The following is an 18,565-nucleotide window of genomic DNA, read 5'->3' as shown; positions in this document are numbered from 1 at the left end:
ATTTTTGTTCTATTTAGTTAAAGCCGCCTTGTAAGCTTTGTGCTATAGAGAAACTAAATTGTCCTTTATTAGCAGACGGTATACCTGGTATTGCATCGAAGCCATAACCATAATCCAAACCAAGTAATCCAAAAATAGGTAAAAATATTCTAGCTCCAACACCTACTGATCTTCTGACATTGTACGGATTAAATTGCGAGAAATGATCCCACACGTTACCACCCTCTGCAAAGGCCAGCATAAATATAGTGGCTGATGAACTGGTAATTACCGGGTGACGCAATTCGAAAGTTAATTTATCATAGATAGCGGCACCAGGGTTAGTACTTTCAGTATAATTTGTTCCAACCGGTACGATAGAGAAGTTTTCATAACCACGTAGGCCTATGATATCACTACCTTGTAAAAACTGGTAGCTCTGCATACCATCGCCACCCAGCTTAAAGCGCTCGAACGGTGAACCCGGTACCACCGAGTTATACTCGCCCAGGAAGCCAAAACGGGTTTGGGTCATCAAAGTAAACTTGCCGGCAAGGTGTATAAACCATTGCGCATCAAACTTAACCTTGTAATACTCTACAAAGTGATACAATTGCTCTTGCGTTGGTGGCAACTTGTAGTTGATGTCGTTAAACAACGAGTATGGAGGCGTTCCCTGTAGTGTGAACTTGATATTTGAACCACCTGTAGGGAATATCGGGTTACCTTCTAACGAGTTGCGCGAAAGCTCTTGCGTTAATTTAATGTTGTATGATGTACCGTTAGTGAACAAATACCCAGGGTAGTTATCCAGATTATAATGGTCAAAGTTTAAAGAGTAGTTTAACTGAAACTTGTTATCAGGCCATTTTAAACGTTTACCCAAAGTTACACCTACACCATTAATACGCAGATTGTTATAGTTAGGGTCGGTTTTGGCATAGTACTGACCGGTAGAACTTAACTGGGTATACGCAGTAAATGAGAAGAATATTGGCTTTTTACCGCCTAACCATGGCTCAGAGAACGTAAACGAGTAGTTTTGGTAGCTACGACCGCTTGATTGACCGCGTAAGCTCAGCTTCTCGCCATCGCCTTTAGGCAGTGGTTTGTATTCTTTTAAGTTGAAAATATTTTTGATAGAGAAGTTGTTGAAGGTTAAGCCTAAGGTACCTACAAACTGCCCGCCACCAAAACCACCGGAAAGCTCAACCTGGTCTGATGGCTTTTCAACCACGTTGTAGATCAAGTCAACTGTACCATCGGCGGGGTTAATGTTAACCGGTCTTGGCTCTGTTTTCTGGTCGTCAAAGTTTCCTAACTGGCCAATAACACGGGTACTTTCAATTAAATAAGCTTTATTGAATTTTTGCCCCGGAACCGTTATCAGCTCGCGTAATATTACTTTATCATTGGTAACATCATTACCTTTTACAGTTACGCGGTTTATAGTGTATTGCGGACCCTCATAAATACGGATATCCAGATCCACTGTATCATGAGCAACTTTGGTTTGTACCGGGTCTGAGTTAAAAGTTAAGTAACCGTCATTTAAATATAAAGAAGATACGTCATCACCTTCAGGGCCACCGCCACTCAGGCGTTTGTTTAGCAATTCCTCACTAAATACATCACCTTTTTTAATGCGTAGTATCCCACTTAAAGTTCTTACGTCATATTTAGCGTTACCAGACCATTTAATGTTACCGAAGTAATATTTAGGGCCTTCGTATACTTTAAGCTTTACATCAACAGTTTGCGCATCGTGCTTGGTAACAGTATCGCTTATCAATACCGCATCGCGATAACCTTCACCCTGCATTTTTTCTACCAGGTTTTGCTTATCCTCAATGTATTTATCGTCTTTGAATTTTTTAGACCCAAACAAGTTGTACCACTTACGGCTACGGGTTTTTGACAAATAACCGCGCAATGTGCCTTCAGAAAACGCTTTATTACCTTCAAACGTAACCGAGTTGATCATTACCTTTTTACCCTTATCAATCACCACGTCCAGTATCAAACTGTTCGCATCCCCAGGGTCAAGCCTTTGTTTAATAGTTACGGTAGTATTTAAAAAGCCTTTTTCATTAAAGTAACGTTTAATTACTGCTGTAGTGCGGCTTAATAAGTTAGTGTTTACTATTTTACCCTTATCATCTAATTTCTTGTTGATGTCTTCAATCTCGCCTTTATGAATGCCCAGTAAACGCAGGCTTGATAAACGTGGCAATTCTTTTACCGCAATTTGCAGGTAAACTGTATCCATATTCATTTTGGTTACAAACAGTTGCACATCATCAAATAAATTTTCTTTGTACAGATTTTTAATGATGGTAGCACTTGCATCGCCGGGTAATAATATTTTATCGCCCTTGTTAACCTTAGCAATTTGTGCAAGCACGTCTTTATCCAGGTGTACCGCGCCAACAATTTCAACCCCACCCACTATATATTCTTTGGGGTTTAAGTAACTCAATGTATCAGACGTTTGCGTTCTGTAAAACTGTTGAGCCGGTCTGTTCTGCGCCAATGCAACGGTGCCTATAATGGAGAAGAGAATAGCAAAAAGAAATTTATTCATTCGTATATTTTAGTGGGCTAAAAATAATTTATACAGTTGTTAAAATTTGTTAAAAGAAAAAATTTAGTTGACTTGCTCACTTGTCATCCCAAAACGACGTTCGCGTTTCTGGTAATCCATGATAGCTTCAAACAAATCTTCCTTCCTAAAGTCGGGCCATAATTTGGGTGTAAAATACAATTCTGCATAAGCAATCTGCCAAAGCAGGTAGTTACTTATGCGGTACTCTCCGCTGGTTCTTATTAACAACTCCGGGTCGGGCATATCGCTTGTATACAAGTTATGTCCAAAAAGTTCTTCATTTATATCGTCAATATCAATTTCGCCAGATTTTACTTGTTGAGCTATATTTTTAGCTGCTGATACTATTTCGCGGCGCGAGCTATAACTCAAAGCCAATGTCATCGTCAAACCCGTATTACCGGCTGTAGTTTTAATAGCATTCTGCAATTCGTCGTAACATTTTTTTGGTAGCATATCAAGATCGCCTATAGCATTAAGCCTAACGTTCTTTTCCATAAAGTTTCTGATTTCTTTGTGGATGGTGCTTACCATTAACTCCATAATGGCCATAACTTCCAGCTTGGGGCGGTTCCAGTTTTCTGACGAAAAGGTGTATAGGGTTAGATATTTAAGTCCCAAATCAACACCACCCTCAACTACATCCCTTACAGAAAGCACACCATTATGATGGCCGAATATTCTTAATTTGCCTTTGCCTTTAGCCCATCTGCCATTACCATCCATAATGATAGCAATGTGCTCTGGTAACTTAAACAAATCAATCTGGTCCTTATAACTCATTTCCTTTGCCGGTTTAATAAAAGCTTTGGCGTGTTGTTAAAGCATTTCAGAATAAATACCTTAACTATAATTACGCCTTTTTTTGATGCTCTTATTAAATAATGCCCAATTTTTCAGGTGACAAAGGTAAAACTTACTTTGTACTTTTTTAGTATGCAGTTAAAAAGAAAGTTTGCACAAAAAACAGACTGCTTTTTAGCTTGCTATTGATAATTAAAAGCTTAGCCGGCAACAATACTAAACTAACAATAGCGCAATAGTGGCTTATTCATAATAGCATTTCTGCGTGATAAAGGTGTAAGAGATAGAGAAGCCGGTAAAAAAGTACGTATCGTGCGGGCGCAAGTCGCCGCGCTGCGTACCTGCTGTACCAATTTGCGTAGCAGACCGATCTGACAACGCTACAGACACCGGATTATTCAATTTTGCTTTATTAGGATAAACACCACTCACATCGTCCAGATAGTCTGTATAAGCCGTGCGGTAGCCCAGGCTACCCGCCAGGGTTAGCCTGCCCGCAATGTTATATTTAATACCCACACCAAAAGGTACAGCTATGGTAGTATTTTTATAAGCTACCCCTTCGGTTTGATAATCGCGCAGATTATAAGTTTCGCCCATGTAATTAGCCTGCGGGTTGTAGTTTGTATAAGCTATGCCGAACAAAATATAAGGCGTATACAGATTTTTTGATACCGAAGGCACAAATTCCATAAAGTTAAACTCGGCAGTAAAACTGGTTTCCAGCAACCTGGTAGTAAAACTTAAATTACGGATACGATTTTGAAGGTTTGACGAAAGGCTGTCTGCCGCGCTGATGACACCATAATTAGCGCCGATGCCCAGCGATATATAGCCGTTAAAATTATACCAGGCAAAAACACCGGCAGCAACCCCCGAAACTTTAAGCGGATTTTTTTGATTCAGATCGCCCATATAACCTGCACCACCGCCAAAGCCGCCTACCTCCCACGCTTGCGCATGCAGGTTAAGTGAAATAGCAGTAAATAAGACTATAAGTAACGATTTATACATTCAACAAATTTAGTAATTGCGGGCATCAAGGCCCCACAACAATTTGTTTCTTAACGTTGATAAGTAGCTTTCATTATTTAAGCGGATGAGATTAAGCTCAAAACTTGCTTTTTGCACCTTGAAGCGCATGGGTTTGTCTATAACTTCGGTCTTCGAATCGCAGGACAAAATATAGTTAGCGCCGCGCGAATCAACCTCAAACGACAGCACACTCGACTCTGGCAATACGATAGGGCGCACGTTTAAATTATGCGGTGATACGGGGGTAACTACAATGCTGTTTGATTCCGGGAATATAATTGGCCCGCCACAGCTTAATGAATACGCTGTTGAGCCTGTTGCAGTGGCTATGATAATCCCATCGCCCCAGTAAGAGTTCAGGAACTCGCCGTCTAAAAACATGCTGGTGGTTATCATAGCCGAATCATCGCGCTTGTGAATAGTAATATCGTTTAGTGCGAAATTATCCATCCCCAAAATATTCATTTCAGACTCTACACTTAACAAACCACGGCCATCTAAAGTATATTGATGATTAACAACAGCGTGTATAGCAGCCGCAATGTCGGTTTTATTTACGCTGGCCAGGAAACCCAAACGGCCAAAATTGATACCGATAACAGGTACACATGAATCGCGGATAACACTTACCATGTCCAGCAAAGTACCATCGCCGCCCAGCGTAATAAAAGCGTCAATAACACCTTTAATATTGTCGCCTTCGTTTAGAATGTTATAGGTGCCGGTATTTATTTTATCAACCAGGTAATTATTTAGCTGGTGATGAACGTAGATCTCTACCGAATGCAGCGAAAGGCTGTCAAAAACCTGTTGTATAAAAGGCATTACTGCCTGGTCATTAAACGGTCGTCCGTATACTGCTATTTTCATTGGGGATTCTTTGAGCCCATAGACCATGGTCAATGGTCGATAGTATTTAAAAACTATGGTCTATGGTCCATCGACTATGGACTAAACTATAAATTAAGATAATTCATCAGTGCAGCATATCTGTCCATCGATCCATCTTCGTGCTCACTGTTGTTAAACGTAGCTTTTACATCGTACTCGTAACGTAAAAACGTAGCTACAATATTTGAAATGTCGGTTTTGTTTACCTTAAGTGTAACTTCCATTCTGGTTGAATCCGGGAAGGTACGTACGTATGAACTTAAGATTTGCGCATTGTCCGACTCGACAATTTGCGACATATGCGCCAGCGAATTGTTTTTATTATTGATATCCAGAATAATAATACCGCCTGGCTGCGACACCGCAGTAATTGTGGCAAAGTATTCATTCATCCTATTAATAGGTATCAACCCCAAATAGTTCTTTTTAATGTCCAGCACCGGCACAACGCTTAGCTGCTGCTCATAAAACAGACGAATTACATCGTACACATGCTGATCTTCGCGCACGTATGGGTTTATTAAAGATAATCCTAAAGCGCCAACCTGAGTTTGGGCATCCGCCTCAGGCAGGATATCGCTTTCTGCCAGTAAACCCAAAAACTGCTCTTCATTAACAATAGGCAAATGGCGAACGCGAAACTCAACCATACGGTCAAGCACCCGCTGAATGGTATCAGAGGTGTGTACCGGTGGTATAGAATCAATTATCAATTCGCTTGCGTACATGCGTTATGCTTTTATTTTCTCTAAAAATCCTTTTAACAAACGGTTAAACTCCTGCGGATGCTCCATCATGGCAGCGTGGCCGCATTTGTCTATCCAATGCAATTCCGAGTCGGGCAGTGCCTCATGGAACTCGTCTGCTACTTCCGGCGGCGTTACTTTATCGTTCTTGCCCCATATCAATGAAACCGGCATATGTATTTTATGCAGATCTTTTTTCATGTTATGGCGTATAGCCGATTTCGCCATAGCTAACAACCTGATCACCGAGTGACGATCGTTAACCAATTTATAAACTTCGTCAACTAATTCGGGAGTTGCAATTTTGGGGTCGTAAAAAGTATATTCAACTTTTTCTTTTACAAAATCTATACTTTCCCTTCGCGGGAAGGACCCTCCAAAAGCATTTTCATATAAACCCGAGCTGCCGCTTAAAACCATAGCGCGCAATTTTTCAGGATGTGCCAGCGAATATATTAACGCTACATGCCCGCCTAGCGAGTTACCCAGCAAAATAACGTTCTCCAGCTTTTTATACTTGATAAACTTATGTAAGTATTTAGATAACGTTTTTACTCCTGTTGTTATTACCGGCAAATCATAAACAGGCAGCATAGGCAATATTACCCGGTATTTGTGCCTGAATTCTTCGATCACCTCTTCCCAATTGCTTAAGCCGCCCATTAACCCGTGCAGCAGCAGCAGCACCTGGCCTTCGCCCTCATCGATGTAACTAAAACCATGTTCCTCTTTAAGCACGAAACTCATATAGATAATTGTATAAAGTTAATTTTATAGAGCCATTAGCTCTGTTATTCGGTATAAAAATAGCTTATTGCCATTTACCTGCAATAAATAAAACAAATAATTTATGCTAACAATTGTTTTACTACTTCTGATATGGTCTTACCATCGGCCTGACCGGCCAGTTCTTTATTGGCCATACCCATTACGCGGCCCATATCTGCCATACCTGTAGCTCCAATGCGGCCAATCAACTCCTGGATAAAGCCTTCAATCTCAAAGCGGCTCATTTGCTGCGGCAAGTAAGGTTCGATAGTAGCAATCTCATCCATTTCTACCTGGTACAAATCATCGCGACCCTGTGTTTTATAAATATCTGCCGACTCTTTACGTTGCTTAACCAGGCGCTGTAAAACCTTGATCTCGGCCTCATTGCTTATTTCTTCGGCAGCGCCTTTCTCGGTTTTAGCCAACAATAAAGCTGCTTTAATGGCGCGCAAGCCTTGTAAACGCTCGCTTTGTTTAGCCAGCATGGCTAATTTTATATCCTGATCTATTTGTGTGATTAATGACATCTCTTTAATTGCGATTATTGAATGAATGAAAATTTTTATTTCGGATGTCGGATGTTCGATATCGGAATTTGCGAATTTATTAATTTATCATCTGCAAATCTGCACATCCGCATATCTGCACATTAAATTACTTTCTAAAGATATTAGAAGCCGTGGCCTGCGCGGTTGGCATAATCAACAGATCATTAATGTTGACATGTTTTGGTCGCGATACCACAAACCAGATCGTCTCGGCAATATCTTTCGCTACCAGCGGCTCAAAACCTTCGTATACTTTTTTAGCGCGCTCTTTGTCGCCATGAAAACGTACCTCTGAAAATTCAGTCTCCACCGCACCCGGATGGATGGCGGTTACCTTAATACCATGTTGCACCAGATCAATCCGCATGCCTTTGCTCAGCGCATCAACAGCGTGTTTGGTTGCACAATATACATTACCATTAGGATAAACCTCCTTACCGGCTATCGAACCTAAATTAACGATATGGCCCTTACCGTTATCAATCATCCAGTTAGACACCACCCGGCTTACATACAACAAACCTTTAATGTTAGTGTCTATCATAGTATCCCAGTCATCCAGATTTCCTTTTTGTATAGGATCAAGGCCCTGGCTCAAACCGGCGTTGTTAATCAGCACATCAACCTTTTTCCATTTAGCAGGCAGGCTTTCAAAGTTGGTAGTTACCTGTTCGCGGTCGCGTACATCAAATGCGCAAACGGCCACTTCAGTATTATACTTTTTGTTAAGTTTTGCGGCCAGTTTCTCCAATCTGTCGGCGCGGCGGCCAGTCAGGATCAAGTTATAGTTTTCGCGTGCAAACAGTTCTGCACAAGCCTCGCCAATGCCGGCGGTAGCTCCGGTAATCAATGCTATTTTAGCCATGGTATACTATAAATTCACCGCGAAATTAGGTTTTTTCCCTCGGTTTTTAACACTTTATCGTCCAATAAAAAGGGGCACCTATTCAAAATAAAGGCTAAACATCAACGTGTGTAACGACAATTTGTTTATAGGTGCCGAATAAGGGTGATCTTCATGCAGCAGTACATTACCAAACGAGTTGGAAAGTTTTATTTCTGGCGATAATTTGAAAAACTCAAAATAGATATCGCAACCTAAACCAACATCGTAAGAGCCAAAACCGCTGACGTTTTTAAGCAATTTATCTATCGGCGCCAAGGCAGCATCGGCATTTGTTTTGGTGCCGATAGCCTGGGTATATTTGATACCTCCTAACATATAGGCCCGGAAATCGCCAATACGGTCAGACTTGATTTTGACCCCCAAAGGCAAATCAACCGAGGTAGATTGTACCGTTTTGGTGGTATTTAATGAGGGGTCCTGGTAAGTGTAGCTGGCAATTCTATCGGCAAAAACCAATGAAGGCGTGGTTCTTACCTCGATATGGTCGGTTAAAGTATATCGGTATAAAAAGCCTACCGCAAAGCCCTGAGAACTTGGCGAGCCGAGGCTGTTCAACGAATCGGTCACCTTAACGCCCTCCTTATCAATGTAAGGTTTGCGCCAATTGGGCATTTTATCAATCTTGTAATAGCTGCTAACGTAGGTGAAACTAAAACCAAAGCTCCAGTCGTTCTGATCTGCACCACCACCCCACTTAGGTACCGACTGCGCAAACACACCGCTCCCACAAAAAAGTAAAATTACGATGAGCAGGTATCGGGTTTTAATCATTTAACGCCTGTATAAATTGAACAAATACCAAACGCTAAAGGCCTGCATTTGGTATGCTTAAAGCCAACCTTATCCATCACGGCTATGAAATCTTCACCATCAGGAAAAGCAGCTACCGACTCGGGCAAATAAGAATAAGCTCTTGAATCTTTAGAGAAAAGCTTGCCAATGCCCGGGGTTATGTAATTAAAGTAAAACTTATACAATTGTTTTATGGGGAATGCCTTAGGTTTTGAAAACTCCAGCACCACAGCTTTACCACCCGGCTTTAAAACACGGTTAATATCAACCATGCCCATTTCTAAATTCTCGAAATTACGCACACCATAGGCAACAGTTACGGCATCAAACTCATCGGCCTCAAAAGGTAACTTTTCTGAGTCACCCAGTTTAACCTCGAACTTAGAGTCCAGGTTACGTTTAGCTATTTTTTGCTTCGCGATATCCAGCATGCCCTGCGAAATATCAACCCCTACAATTTTATCTGGATTGAGGATAGACAGAGCCTCGAAAGCAAAATCGCCGGTACCGGTGGCTACATCCAGGATCAATTTGGGCTGATCTTTCTTTAACTCATTGATGGCTTTTTTGCGCCAGATGATATCGATCCCCAAAGACATAAAATGATTCAAAAAATCATAGGTTTTAGAGATGTTATTAAACATATCGGCCACCTGCTCTTTTTTGGTGCCCTGCTCCTGACTATACGGAATTACGGTTTTGCTCATAGTATTGGCGGCAAAGATAGGGATTAGTGATTAGAGGTTGGAGTTTAGTGATTAGTTTTTTGACGATCAGCGAATGACTCACCCGGTCTACGCTTCGCTGGACCACCCTCTCTTCCGCAAGCGGGAAAGAGGGTAAAAGAAATTTGTCATTGCGAGCGTAGCGTGGCAATCGCAAGAAGAAAAGCTTAAACGCGTGCGATTGCTTCGTCGTTCCGGCCGCGCAATGACAAATGATAAGTTCACCCTCTTTCCGCCGAAGGCGAAGAGAGGGTCGACAAGCGCAGCGACGTCGGGGTGAGTCCACAGCTTGCAAAGCCGACTTACAAGAACAACCCTCTTTTGAATTTTTACTTTTGACTTTTTAATTCCTTAGTCATCCAAATTGTACAGGCAAAATGCCCCGAGTTACCCAATGCATGATCCAGCGATTCAAAACCAGCCTTGTGATACAAACTAACCGCTTTAGACAATTGCGGGAAAGATTCCAAATACAAATGCGTATAACCCAAATCGGCGGCAGCCTCAAAGCATTTATCCATCAGGATCTTACCGATGCCCTTGCCGCGACTTTCGGCCGTTAAATAAAGTTTTACCAGTTCGGCATAGCCTGTGGGCAGGCCGTCGGTTGGATAAACGCCGCAGCCGCCTAATAACACACCATCCTCTTCGGCAATGAAATAGCAACTGCCGGGTGAAGCGCTGAATAGTTCAAACAAAGCATCGGTTGTTGGGTCAGAGTAAACCGTGCCCTGTTTAGGCACATTAAATTCTTCAAGCGAGGCGCGGATGATCGCTGCGAGATTATGGTTATCGCCAGCTTCTATGGCTCTTAAAGTTAAGGGCATATCTATTTTATTTATCAGGTTGGTTCTTAATATTATTAGCTGCCATCAGGCTTAGGGCGCGCTGGTACATCCCTTGCAGCTCCATTTGTTGCTCTACCTCTTCTATGGCTTTCATGAGGTTGGTTTTTGTATCTATTAACTGGGTGGCGGCGGCTGTTATAATTTGCCAAACAGGTTTCATCTGTTCTATAAGCGCTTTCCCTTTTTCGGTTAGCTGTACCAAACGCTTTCTCTCATCAGCTTTATCTTTTCCTGATTTGATGATTTTCAGCTTTTCAAGCTCTTTTAATAAAGTTATGGTAGATGGGTGTGCGTAGCCAATCTCATTGGCCAACTCAACCACGCTTAAAACAGGCTTAAAATGTAACGTATATATAATGGGGAACCACTTTGGCTCAAAGTCAATACCATGTGCTTTGTATATCAACAGGCCATCTTTACGCATTTGTTCACTCAATCGCTGCAGCCTTGTGGCCAGGGCCAATACACCCGATTCGTCGATTACACCCATGTTTATTTCTATTTATCCAAATGTAAATGATAAAACATATTGTCGGCCATCATACGGGGGAAATATGCCGGGAAGTCGTTAATATCCGTCAGCACAAAACCGTTACGCTCATAAAACCGGTGAGCAGCTTTTAACAGGTCTACCGTACCCAGGTAAACGTCGGCAATGTGTTTGTCCCGGCAATATTGCAAAAGCACCTCAAGCAGTTGCTGCGCGGCGCCCAACTCTTTACCCCGATATTCTTTTTTTACAAACATCTTACGGATAGCGCCGCCATTTTGCCCTATGCTTATTAAAGCAATGGTACCAACTAACTCTTCGCCCACAAAAGCCCCCCAAAAGTTACCGCCGGTTTGATGATAGTTGGTTTCTATATCCAACAGATCGGGTTGCGCTTCGAGCGTTACCGGTACGTTAAACTCAATTTGCTGGATAGGCAAGATAATATCAATTATCTGTCTGCAAAAGTCATTATAAATTGGTTTGATGGTGAGTGCCTTTTTCATATATGTACAAATATACGTAGTTGACTACATATATTTTACATTTTATTTCATTTTTTAGAAAAACCTCTTTTTAAACTGCTGAATTAAGCGCTAATAAACCTTCAATATCCAACCTGCCGGTAAACATTTTGATATCGCCGTTTGCCTCGCGTGGCCATTCTTCGCGCGGGCGATCCCAGTATAGTTCTACACCGTTCTTGTCCGGATCGTCTAAATAAATAGCTTCAGACACGCCATGGTCTGACGCACCGCTGATGGGATATTTGGCTTCGATTAATCGCTGTAAAATAGCTGCCAGATCTTTACGTTCGGGATACAGGATAGCAGTATGAAACAAACCAGGTGCATACTCAGGTGCCGGCGGAGCGCCCTTGCTTTGCCAGGTGTTTAAGCCAATATGATGATGATAACCACCGGCCGAAATAAACGCGGCCTGGTCGCCATACATTTGCATTTTTTCAAAGCCCAGCAATCCGCAGTAAAAATCAAGAGATTTCTGCAGATCGCTCACTTTTAAATGTACGTGGCCAATGCGGGTTTGTGCGGGTATTTTATATTCGGACATTTCCTGTTATCGATTAAATTAAAATTACATGTTTAAACATCAAATATAACTATATTTGTCGAGGTAGTAAATATCATAGATAATGTTGACAATTAGATGATGGCGCGTTACAAGCTCCTAACCTCTAATCACCAATCTCTAATCACTAATCACTACCTTTGCCAAATGATAATTAAAACGGCCGAGTTTATTTGCAGCAACACCCAGATCAGCAAGCTACCGCCACCGGTAAAGCCTGAATATGCTTTTATCGGGCGGTCCAACGTGGGCAAGTCCTCGTTGATCAATATGCTGGTGAGCAAAAAAGGACTGGCTAAAACCTCGCAAACACCGGGTAAAACGCAGCTCATTAATCATTTTTTGATCAATGATAACTGGTACATTGTTGATTTACCGGGCTATGGTTACGCAAGGGTATCTAAAAGCAAAAAAGAGGATTGGAACAAATTTATTCAAACCTATCTGAATAAGCGTGAAAGCCTGCAATGCGTGATGGTGTTGATTGACAGCAGGCTGGAGCCGCAAAAAATCGACCTGGAGTTTTGCAACTGGCTGGGCGAAAAGGGGCTGGCTTTTGTACTGGTATTTACCAAGGCAGACAAACAATCCAGCATTAAAACCGACCAAAACGTAGCTAAATTTAAAAAAGCGCTTTTAGAAAGTTTTGATGAGGTGCCAAGGATTTTCATTACCTCGTCTGAGCTGCATACCGGGCACGACGAGATATTAGGCTTTGTGAGTGAGATAAACCAAGGATTTGAAGTACCGGATTATAAGACGTTTGAATAAGTAAAAAACACAACTGTCATTGCGAGGAGGAACGACGAAGCAATCGCAAGGTTGCAATGTTCGCGATTGCCACGCTACGCTCGCAATGACAACAGGAATTGAATATACAAACAAATGAAAAAATATCTATCACTAGTAACCTTCTCGCATACCATTTTCGCTATGCCATTTGCCTTCATTGGCTTCTTTTTGGCGGTGACCACCACCAGCTACACCTTCGAGTGGCAAAAGCTGCTGATGATGGTGTTGTGTATGGTTTTTGCGCGTAACAGTGCTATGGCCTTTAACCGCTACCTGGACCGCGACATTGACGCCAAAAATCCACGTACCAAAGTGCGCGACATCCCGGCGGGGCGCATTAGCGCGGCATCGGCTTTGACGTTTACTTTAGCTAACTGCGCTTTGTTTATAGCTACTACCTGGTTTATTAATCCACTCTGCTTTTACCTGTCGCCGGTGGCTTTGCTGGTGGTGTTGGGTTACAGCGCGACTAAACGCTTTACCGCGCTTTGCCATTTAGTTTTAGGGTTAGGTTTGTCCCTTGCGCCTATCGGTGCTTATTTGGTAGTTACCGGTCATTTTGATTTGTTGCCGATCTTCTTCTCGCTGGCTGTATTATGTTGGGTAAGTGGCTTTGATATTATTTATGCTTTGCAGGACGAGGATTTTGATCGCGCCGAAAACCTGCATTCTATCCCGGCTTATCTGGGTAAGGTGAATGCTTTAAGATTATCTACTTTTCTGCATTTGCTGTCGGCTACGTTTATCGTATTGCCCGTGTTCTTCACCACCGTTGGTTTGCTTTACTATATCGGCATTTTGTTTTTCTGTGTGATGCTGACCTATCAGCACCTGCTGGTAAAACCAAACGATTTAAGCCGGGTAAACTTTGCTTTCATGACCACCAACGGTATTGCCAGTGTGGTATTTGCGACTTTGTTCTTATTGGATAGAGTTTTGCTACCACATGGTTTATTTATGGGGATAAGACTTTAAATTTAGCGTATGGACAGCTCGACCGCACTAATTACATTCAGAAAATCGCTCGAAAAGTTTGTAACGTTTAATGAGGCTGAGTGGATTGTTTTCACCCAACATTTAACCTATAGCACACTCAAGAAGAAACAATATTTCGCTGTCGAAGGTAAAGTTTGCGACAAAATAGCCTTTGTTGTTACCGGCTCGGTACGCTACTTCCATATTAAGGATGGGGTTGATATAACAGGATATTTCAGTTTTGAGAATGAGTTTGTTAGCTCTTATAAAAGCTACCTCACCGGTATGCCTGCTTTAAATTATATCCAGGCATTGGAGGATACCCGCCTCATCAACATCAGCAAAAAGGACATGGACGCCATGCTGAACAACCCACTGCTGGCTTATAAAATGGAGCGCTTCGGTCGTTTAGCCGCCGAATATTATTTATGCTGCTATGAGGACCGCGTAGCTGCCTTCATCACCCAAACCCCTGAAGAAAGGTATTTGGATCTGCTCAGCACCGGTCGCGAGATCCTGCAAAGAATGCCGCAGCACTACATTGCCAACTTCCTGGGGATAACCCCGGTATCGCTTTCCCGCATCCGCAGAAGATTAATGGCGCCAAGTAAATCCGCCTGATCTCTGAACCTTTCCAGAAGCATTGTCTTCAAATTAAACAATTTTGTCATCTCGACCAACGGGAGAGATCTATACATAGAAGTGTCGCCGACCTGTCTTGTATAGATTTCTCCCTCGTACCTCGGTTCGAAATGACATACTTTATTTTTTTATCCTCTTAACTTAATAACATTGCGCCAGGAGGCTGTCGAACGCTAACCTCTAATTTCTTATCTTAAGATAACGTTTTGGCTCTCAAGGCTGATCTACATTTGTATCATACTAAAACAAGAAAGATCATGCATACTATACTAGGAGCCGGCGGACCGGTAGCAAACGCACTAACCACCGAATTATTAAATCATGGCGAAACCATCCGTTTGGTAAGTCGTCGCGAAACAAAATTTAAAGGCGATAAACTGAGCTGGCAAAAAGCCGACCTGTTGAATTATCCGGAGCTGTCGGCTGCGGCTAAGGGTTCAACCGTTATTTACCTCTGCGCAGGTTTGGTTTATGATGCGAATGTTTGGCGTGAGCAATGGCCCATACTGATGCACAATGTCATCGCGGTAGCAAAAGAAAACAAGGCCCGTTTAATATTTTTTGATAACGTTTATATGTACGGACTGGTTGACGGCCCGATGAAAGAGAGCACGCCTTACAAGCCCAGCAGCGTAAAAGGCGAGATTCGCGCCGGTATTGCCGATATGCTGATGGCCGAAGTTAAAGCCGGCAACCTGAAAGCCAGCATAGCCCGCGCCGCCGACTTTTATGGTACCGACACCACCAACAGCGTTGCCGATATGATGGTGCTGGCCAAATATGCCAGGAAACAAACCGCACAATGGGTTGGCAATCCTGATTGCAAACACAATTACAGCTATATCCCCGACATGGGCAAAGCCATGTTCCTGTTGGGCCAAAACCCTGACAGCGACAACCAGATCTGGCACCTGCCTACTGCGCCGGCCATAACCGGTAAAGAATTTATGGAAATTGCAGCCAAAATCTACGGCGTAAAACCAAAATACATGCGCATTAATAAATTGATGATGATTTTATTCGGACTGTTTGACAAATTGACCAGGAGTGCCGTTGAGATGTATTACCAGTTTGATCATGATTATAACCTGGACAGCAGCAAGTTTGAAAAGGCCTTTAATTTTAAACCGACAAGTTATGAAGAGGGGATCAAGCATATGTCGGAGACTTTGTATAAAGGATAGAGAATTGATAAATCTCCACCTCGTCATTGTGAGCGAGGAACGAGCGTGACAATCTCCGGATCGCTTATCCTTTGTCTGTCGTACAAGAGATCCTCACGCTACGCTCAGGATGACGTGGTGGTGAGTGAAGGATTTAAGAAACATGGTGAAACAAAAAATACGCTGTCCGAAGTTTATAACTTCAGACGGTTATGCGAGTAGTTTGTAACTACTCGCAAACACCACGGTAGTCTGAAGACTACCGGCATAGTGGTCCGAAGTCACAGACTTCGGACAGCATAATTTTCTGTCATTGCGAGCGTAGCGTGGCAATCGCGGACTTTGCAGCGTGCGATTGCCACGCTCGTTCCTCGCTCGCAATGACAAATTAATTACTATTTACCAACCAACGGCTCCACATGAATATTATCGAACAGATTATGATTATAGGTACTGGCAATAAAAGCCATACCTTTTAATCCTGATTGCGTTGTGGTGGTTGTCAATTTCTTGCCATCCACAAAACCAATAACCTGGTCGCCTTTCATTTCCAGGCGCAGGTGGTGCCAGGCTGCGGGATTGAATTGCTCAATTTGCCCGGAGGCTAATGTGGTATATTGCCAATTTAGCTGCCAGCGTCCATCACGGGTTAATATCCAGCGGTAGCCAAGCTTATCCCTTTCCGCGTAGCGTCCCCCAATTTCAACGTCGCCGCCGTCCAATAAAACATCGCCATCAATGCTATAATTTTTCCAATTAGCGTCTCCAAACAACGAGTGCGGTTTCAATAACCAGTTACTATACCACAAAATGCCCTGATCCGGCACAACCTGTGCCAGGCACATGCCGCCGTTGGGGTACTGGTAAGTTTCGAACGTGCCTTTCTGATCAGAGAAATAGCGTGGTGTTTGGCCTTGGCTATAGCTGGCAAAATCTTCTGTATACGGCAGCGGAAAGGGCTTGCCTGGCGGCGGGATACCGAATGAACCTTTTGTTTGCCCGGTGGTGCTGGTTAAGGTGTAAATGGCATCCGGTTCTAATTCAATTTCTACGGTACCTTTATTTATGCGTAAGGGTTTTTGTTTGATGAATTGCTCTTTTTCGGTAGATTTCCATAAATAAACAGGCCCGTTTTTAAGTCCTGCGCCAACATTGAATTTCACTTTTCTTTTATCGCCGGAAACCATCACAACCGACCAATCACCGGTGTTGGGATTACGTAACGAAACATAGCTGCCGCGCCAGGTGGTAGCATCAAACTGGCCGCAAGCGCTATCCATATATACCCAGCCGGGTTCTGCAAATTGGGTAGTATGCGCAATTGCCCATACAGACGACCATATGGTATAATGACCACTCCAGGGCGAGTCGGCTTGTAAGGCGCCGGTATCGCCCCAAATAATTTGATCATAAATACCATCAACCGGGCACCAAATCTCAAATTTAGTGATACGATCGCGGGTATAAAGCTTGTTCATTACACGCGCCAGGTAAAGCGCACCTTTGCCGCCCCACTCTTTTCCGGACTGGCTCCATTCCTCACTTGCCCATAATGGCTTACCCGACTGCTTGGCTTTTTCGGTTGCGTTGTGACCGGTCTTTTGGTCAATTGTCCAGGGCTCGCGTCCATCTACATAGTGGTAACCAACTGCGTCAATCAGCTTATTAAGCTTAGGGTTAGTTTCCAGTTTATCGAAGATCTGCCAAAACTCGCTGTCATCGTCAGGAGCCTGGAGTTTAACTTTTGAAAAACCGTGAGCGTCTAAACTCGGGCGCAAATTGTTGGCAACCCAATTCAAATCTGTTCCGTTTTCGTTTTGGGCGGCAGAGATCCAGTTAATGTCAAGCCCATAGTATTTTTTTGCTGTTTGCAGGAAAGAAACAAACCAGTCGGCCGACGCTTGCGAAAAGCGATTGCCAACCCAACTTGGATAGCCCCATGGAAGGCAGTCCAGTATTATTTGCGGGTTGCGTTTACGCGCTTCGGCCATTAACCAAAATTCATAACCGCGGGGTTTAGGGTCGGCCAATTCTGCCTGGGTAATAGCATGCGAGGGTTCGCTGCCACAGGTAGAATTTTCGCCACTGCCTATCTCGACTTTAAGATGCTGAAAACCGGCGCCAAATTTCGGCTTGAATAGAAAGTCTAGCACCTCAGCGCGTTGCTTTTCCGGGTAGTCAACCAGGTTACGGGTAGAGGCTCCGGCACTCACCGCGCCGATACCTTCAAAGGCTCTGCCCTTATCATTTCCATTTAAAGAGATTGTTGTTTGCGCGTTGATATTCGAGGAAATAAAAAATATCGTCAAAAAAGCTATAAGTTTATTCATCTAATTAAATTGGTTTTAAATGCTTTCAGGTAGCTGTATAAATGAAAATTAGCGATTTAAACCGCTTTTAAAATTTTATTGTAGATATACGCAAATTTGAGATCAAACCTGTAAAGTAAATCGCCGGTAAAAAATGGACATTCTTATTTAAAAGATGGATTATATTATCTCCAAAAGAATATGTGATTAAGCTTAAAATTGATAAACTTAAAATTATCTGGTGAAACAAAAAAATACTTAAAAGTCATTTTTACTGTTTCATTCTGTTTCACTAAATTTTATTAAAAAGTTGATTAACAATTAGTTATTTAAAAATACTGTTTCACTTGTTTCATCTGTTACATACACACGTGAAACAAAACACGCTCCCTGCTTTCACTCCTGCCTACTAATTCGCACATTTGCATAGCTACATATTTGCACATCAACACAT

The 18,565-nt window shown here is 42.7% G+C and carries 19 protein-coding genes; 4 read left to right on the top strand and 15 right to left on the bottom strand.

Features of this window, described 5'->3' with window-relative positions:
- Positions 1-13: 13 nt before the first annotated feature.
- The 14 genes from bamA to HB679_RS08820 all read right to left on the bottom strand — a co-directional run bounded on the left by bamA (position 14) and on the right by HB679_RS08820 (position 12,212).
- Complete coding sequence (gene bamA / locus HB679_RS08885; RefSeq protein WP_214071610.1) at positions 14-2,563, bottom strand: outer membrane protein assembly factor BamA; 2,550 nt, start codon at positions 2,561-2,563, stop codon at positions 14-16.
- A 63-nt stretch (positions 2,564-2,626) separates the two neighbouring features.
- Positions 2,627-3,367: an isoprenyl transferase gene (locus tag HB679_RS08880; protein WP_214071609.1), complete on the bottom strand. Its 741-nt coding sequence runs from the start codon at positions 3,365-3,367 to the stop codon at positions 2,627-2,629.
- Between the two features lie 264 nt (positions 3,368-3,631).
- Positions 3,632-4,402 carry a DUF6089 family protein gene (locus HB679_RS08875; RefSeq protein WP_214071608.1) on the bottom strand — a complete coding sequence of 257 codons (771 nt, stop codon included), beginning with the start codon at positions 4,400-4,402 and terminating at the stop codon, positions 3,632-3,634.
- 9 nt (positions 4,403-4,411) lie between these two features.
- Positions 4,412-5,293 carry an NAD kinase gene (locus HB679_RS08870; RefSeq protein WP_214071607.1) on the bottom strand — a complete coding sequence of 294 codons (882 nt, stop codon included), beginning with the start codon at positions 5,291-5,293 and terminating at the stop codon, positions 4,412-4,414.
- Positions 5,294-5,379: 86 nt separating this feature from the next.
- Complete coding sequence (locus HB679_RS08865; RefSeq protein WP_214071606.1) at positions 5,380-6,042, bottom strand: CBS domain-containing protein; 663 nt, start codon at positions 6,040-6,042, stop codon at positions 5,380-5,382.
- 3 nt (positions 6,043-6,045) lie between these two features.
- Positions 6,046-6,807, bottom strand: a complete 762-nt coding sequence (locus HB679_RS08860; protein WP_214071605.1) for an alpha/beta hydrolase — start codon at positions 6,805-6,807, stop codon at positions 6,046-6,048.
- A gap of 101 nt (positions 6,808-6,908) precedes the next feature.
- Positions 6,909-7,358 carry a GatB/YqeY domain-containing protein gene (locus HB679_RS08855; RefSeq protein WP_214071604.1) on the bottom strand — a complete coding sequence of 150 codons (450 nt, stop codon included), beginning with the start codon at positions 7,356-7,358 and terminating at the stop codon, positions 6,909-6,911.
- Positions 7,359-7,485: 127 nt separating this feature from the next.
- A complete protein-coding gene (locus HB679_RS08850; protein WP_214071603.1) occupies positions 7,486-8,244 on the bottom strand; it encodes an SDR family oxidoreductase in 759 nt (252 codons plus the stop codon).
- Between the two features lie 78 nt (positions 8,245-8,322).
- Positions 8,323-9,057, bottom strand: a complete 735-nt coding sequence (locus HB679_RS08845; RefSeq protein WP_214071602.1) for an outer membrane beta-barrel protein — start codon at positions 9,055-9,057, stop codon at positions 8,323-8,325.
- Positions 9,054-9,785 carry a bifunctional demethylmenaquinone methyltransferase/2-methoxy-6-polyprenyl-1,4-benzoquinol methylase UbiE gene (gene ubiE / locus HB679_RS08840; RefSeq protein WP_214071601.1) on the bottom strand — a complete coding sequence of 244 codons (732 nt, stop codon included), beginning with the start codon at positions 9,783-9,785 and terminating at the stop codon, positions 9,054-9,056. Before ubiE ends, HB679_RS08845 begins: the two co-directional genes overlap by 4 nt.
- 347 nt (positions 9,786-10,132) lie before the next feature.
- Positions 10,133-10,630 carry a GNAT family N-acetyltransferase gene (locus HB679_RS08835; protein ID WP_214071600.1) on the bottom strand — a complete coding sequence of 166 codons (498 nt, stop codon included), beginning with the start codon at positions 10,628-10,630 and terminating at the stop codon, positions 10,133-10,135.
- Positions 10,631-10,637: 7 nt separating this feature from the next.
- Positions 10,638-11,141, bottom strand: coding sequence for a MarR family transcriptional regulator (locus HB679_RS08830; RefSeq protein WP_214071599.1), 504 nt, complete (start codon positions 11,139-11,141; stop codon positions 10,638-10,640).
- Between the two features lie 8 nt (positions 11,142-11,149).
- A complete protein-coding gene (locus HB679_RS08825) occupies positions 11,150-11,647 on the bottom strand; it encodes a GNAT family N-acetyltransferase (protein ID WP_214071598.1) in 498 nt (165 codons plus the stop codon).
- A gap of 70 nt (positions 11,648-11,717) precedes the next feature.
- On the bottom strand, positions 11,718-12,212 hold the full coding sequence (locus HB679_RS08820; RefSeq protein WP_214071597.1) for a VOC family protein: 495 nt from the start codon (positions 12,210-12,212) through the stop codon (positions 11,718-11,720).
- Between the two features lie 165 nt (positions 12,213-12,377).
- On the opposite strand from HB679_RS08820, the gene yihA reads away from it, so the two are divergent.
- From yihA to HB679_RS08800, 4 genes are all read left to right on the top strand, one after another.
- Complete coding sequence (yihA, locus tag HB679_RS08815; RefSeq protein WP_214071596.1) at positions 12,378-13,001, top strand: ribosome biogenesis GTP-binding protein YihA/YsxC; 624 nt, start codon at positions 12,378-12,380, stop codon at positions 12,999-13,001.
- A 114-nt stretch (positions 13,002-13,115) separates the two neighbouring features.
- Positions 13,116-13,997, top strand: coding sequence for a UbiA-like polyprenyltransferase (locus HB679_RS08810; protein WP_214071595.1), 882 nt, complete (start codon positions 13,116-13,118; stop codon positions 13,995-13,997).
- 9 nt (positions 13,998-14,006) lie between these two features.
- Positions 14,007-14,618 carry a Crp/Fnr family transcriptional regulator gene (locus HB679_RS08805; RefSeq protein WP_214071594.1) on the top strand — a complete coding sequence of 204 codons (612 nt, stop codon included), beginning with the start codon at positions 14,007-14,009 and terminating at the stop codon, positions 14,616-14,618.
- Between the two features lie 278 nt (positions 14,619-14,896).
- Positions 14,897-15,823 carry an NAD-dependent epimerase/dehydratase family protein gene (locus HB679_RS08800; protein WP_214071593.1) on the top strand — a complete coding sequence of 309 codons (927 nt, stop codon included), beginning with the start codon at positions 14,897-14,899 and terminating at the stop codon, positions 15,821-15,823.
- Positions 15,824-16,197: 374 nt separating this feature from the next.
- Here HB679_RS08800 and HB679_RS08795 read toward each other — a convergent pair whose 3' ends face one another.
- A complete protein-coding gene (locus HB679_RS08795) occupies positions 16,198-18,132 on the bottom strand; it encodes a hypothetical protein (protein WP_214071592.1) in 1,935 nt (644 codons plus the stop codon).
- Positions 18,133-18,565: the final 433 nt, after the last annotated feature.

The organism is Mucilaginibacter sp. dw_454 (assembly GCF_018449775.1).
In the GTDB taxonomy this organism is placed as follows: Bacteria; Bacteroidota; Bacteroidia; order Sphingobacteriales; family Sphingobacteriaceae; genus Mucilaginibacter.
The sequence above is the reverse complement of the archived record's forward strand: the minus strand, read 5'-3'. Positions and strand labels throughout refer to the sequence as shown.

Bases quoted from the DNA above. Each gene is read 5' to 3' on its own strand.
- bamA (WP_214071610.1), bottom strand. From the start codon at position 2,563: ATGAATAAATTTCTTTTTGCTATTCTCTTCTCCATTATAGGCACCGTT.
- HB679_RS08880 (WP_214071609.1), bottom strand. From the start codon at position 3,367: ATGAGTTATAAGGACCAGATTGATTTGTTTAAGTTACCAGAGCACATT.
- HB679_RS08875 (WP_214071608.1), bottom strand. From the start codon at position 4,402: ATGTATAAATCGTTACTTATAGTCTTATTTACTGCTATTTCACTTAAC.
- HB679_RS08870 (WP_214071607.1), bottom strand. From the start codon at position 5,293: ATGAAAATAGCAGTATACGGACGACCGTTTAATGACCAGGCAGTAATG.
- HB679_RS08865 (WP_214071606.1), bottom strand. From the start codon at position 6,042: ATGTACGCAAGCGAATTGATAATTGATTCTATACCACCGGTACACACC.
- HB679_RS08860 (WP_214071605.1), bottom strand. From the start codon at position 6,807: ATGAGTTTCGTGCTTAAAGAGGAACATGGTTTTAGTTACATCGATGAG.
- HB679_RS08855 (WP_214071604.1), bottom strand. From the start codon at position 7,358: ATGTCATTAATCACACAAATAGATCAGGATATAAAATTAGCCATGCTG.
- HB679_RS08850 (WP_214071603.1), bottom strand. From the start codon at position 8,244: ATGGCTAAAATAGCATTGATTACCGGAGCTACCGCCGGCATTGGCGAG.
- HB679_RS08845 (WP_214071602.1), bottom strand. From the start codon at position 9,057: ATGATTAAAACCCGATACCTGCTCATCGTAATTTTACTTTTTTGTGGG.
- ubiE (WP_214071601.1), bottom strand. From the start codon at position 9,785: ATGAGCAAAACCGTAATTCCGTATAGTCAGGAGCAGGGCACCAAAAAA.
- HB679_RS08835 (WP_214071600.1), bottom strand. From the start codon at position 10,630: ATGCCCTTAACTTTAAGAGCCATAGAAGCTGGCGATAACCATAATCTC.
- HB679_RS08830 (WP_214071599.1), bottom strand. From the start codon at position 11,141: ATGGGTGTAATCGACGAATCGGGTGTATTGGCCCTGGCCACAAGGCTG.
- HB679_RS08825 (WP_214071598.1), bottom strand. From the start codon at position 11,647: ATGAAAAAGGCACTCACCATCAAACCAATTTATAATGACTTTTGCAGA.
- HB679_RS08820 (WP_214071597.1), bottom strand. From the start codon at position 12,212: ATGTCCGAATATAAAATACCCGCACAAACCCGCATTGGCCACGTACAT.
- yihA (WP_214071596.1), top strand. From the start codon at position 12,378: ATGATAATTAAAACGGCCGAGTTTATTTGCAGCAACACCCAGATCAGC.
- HB679_RS08810 (WP_214071595.1), top strand. From the start codon at position 13,116: ATGAAAAAATATCTATCACTAGTAACCTTCTCGCATACCATTTTCGCT.
- HB679_RS08805 (WP_214071594.1), top strand. From the start codon at position 14,007: ATGGACAGCTCGACCGCACTAATTACATTCAGAAAATCGCTCGAAAAG.
- HB679_RS08800 (WP_214071593.1), top strand. From the start codon at position 14,897: ATGCATACTATACTAGGAGCCGGCGGACCGGTAGCAAACGCACTAACC.
- HB679_RS08795 (WP_214071592.1), bottom strand. From the start codon at position 18,132: ATGAATAAACTTATAGCTTTTTTGACGATATTTTTTATTTCCTCGAAT.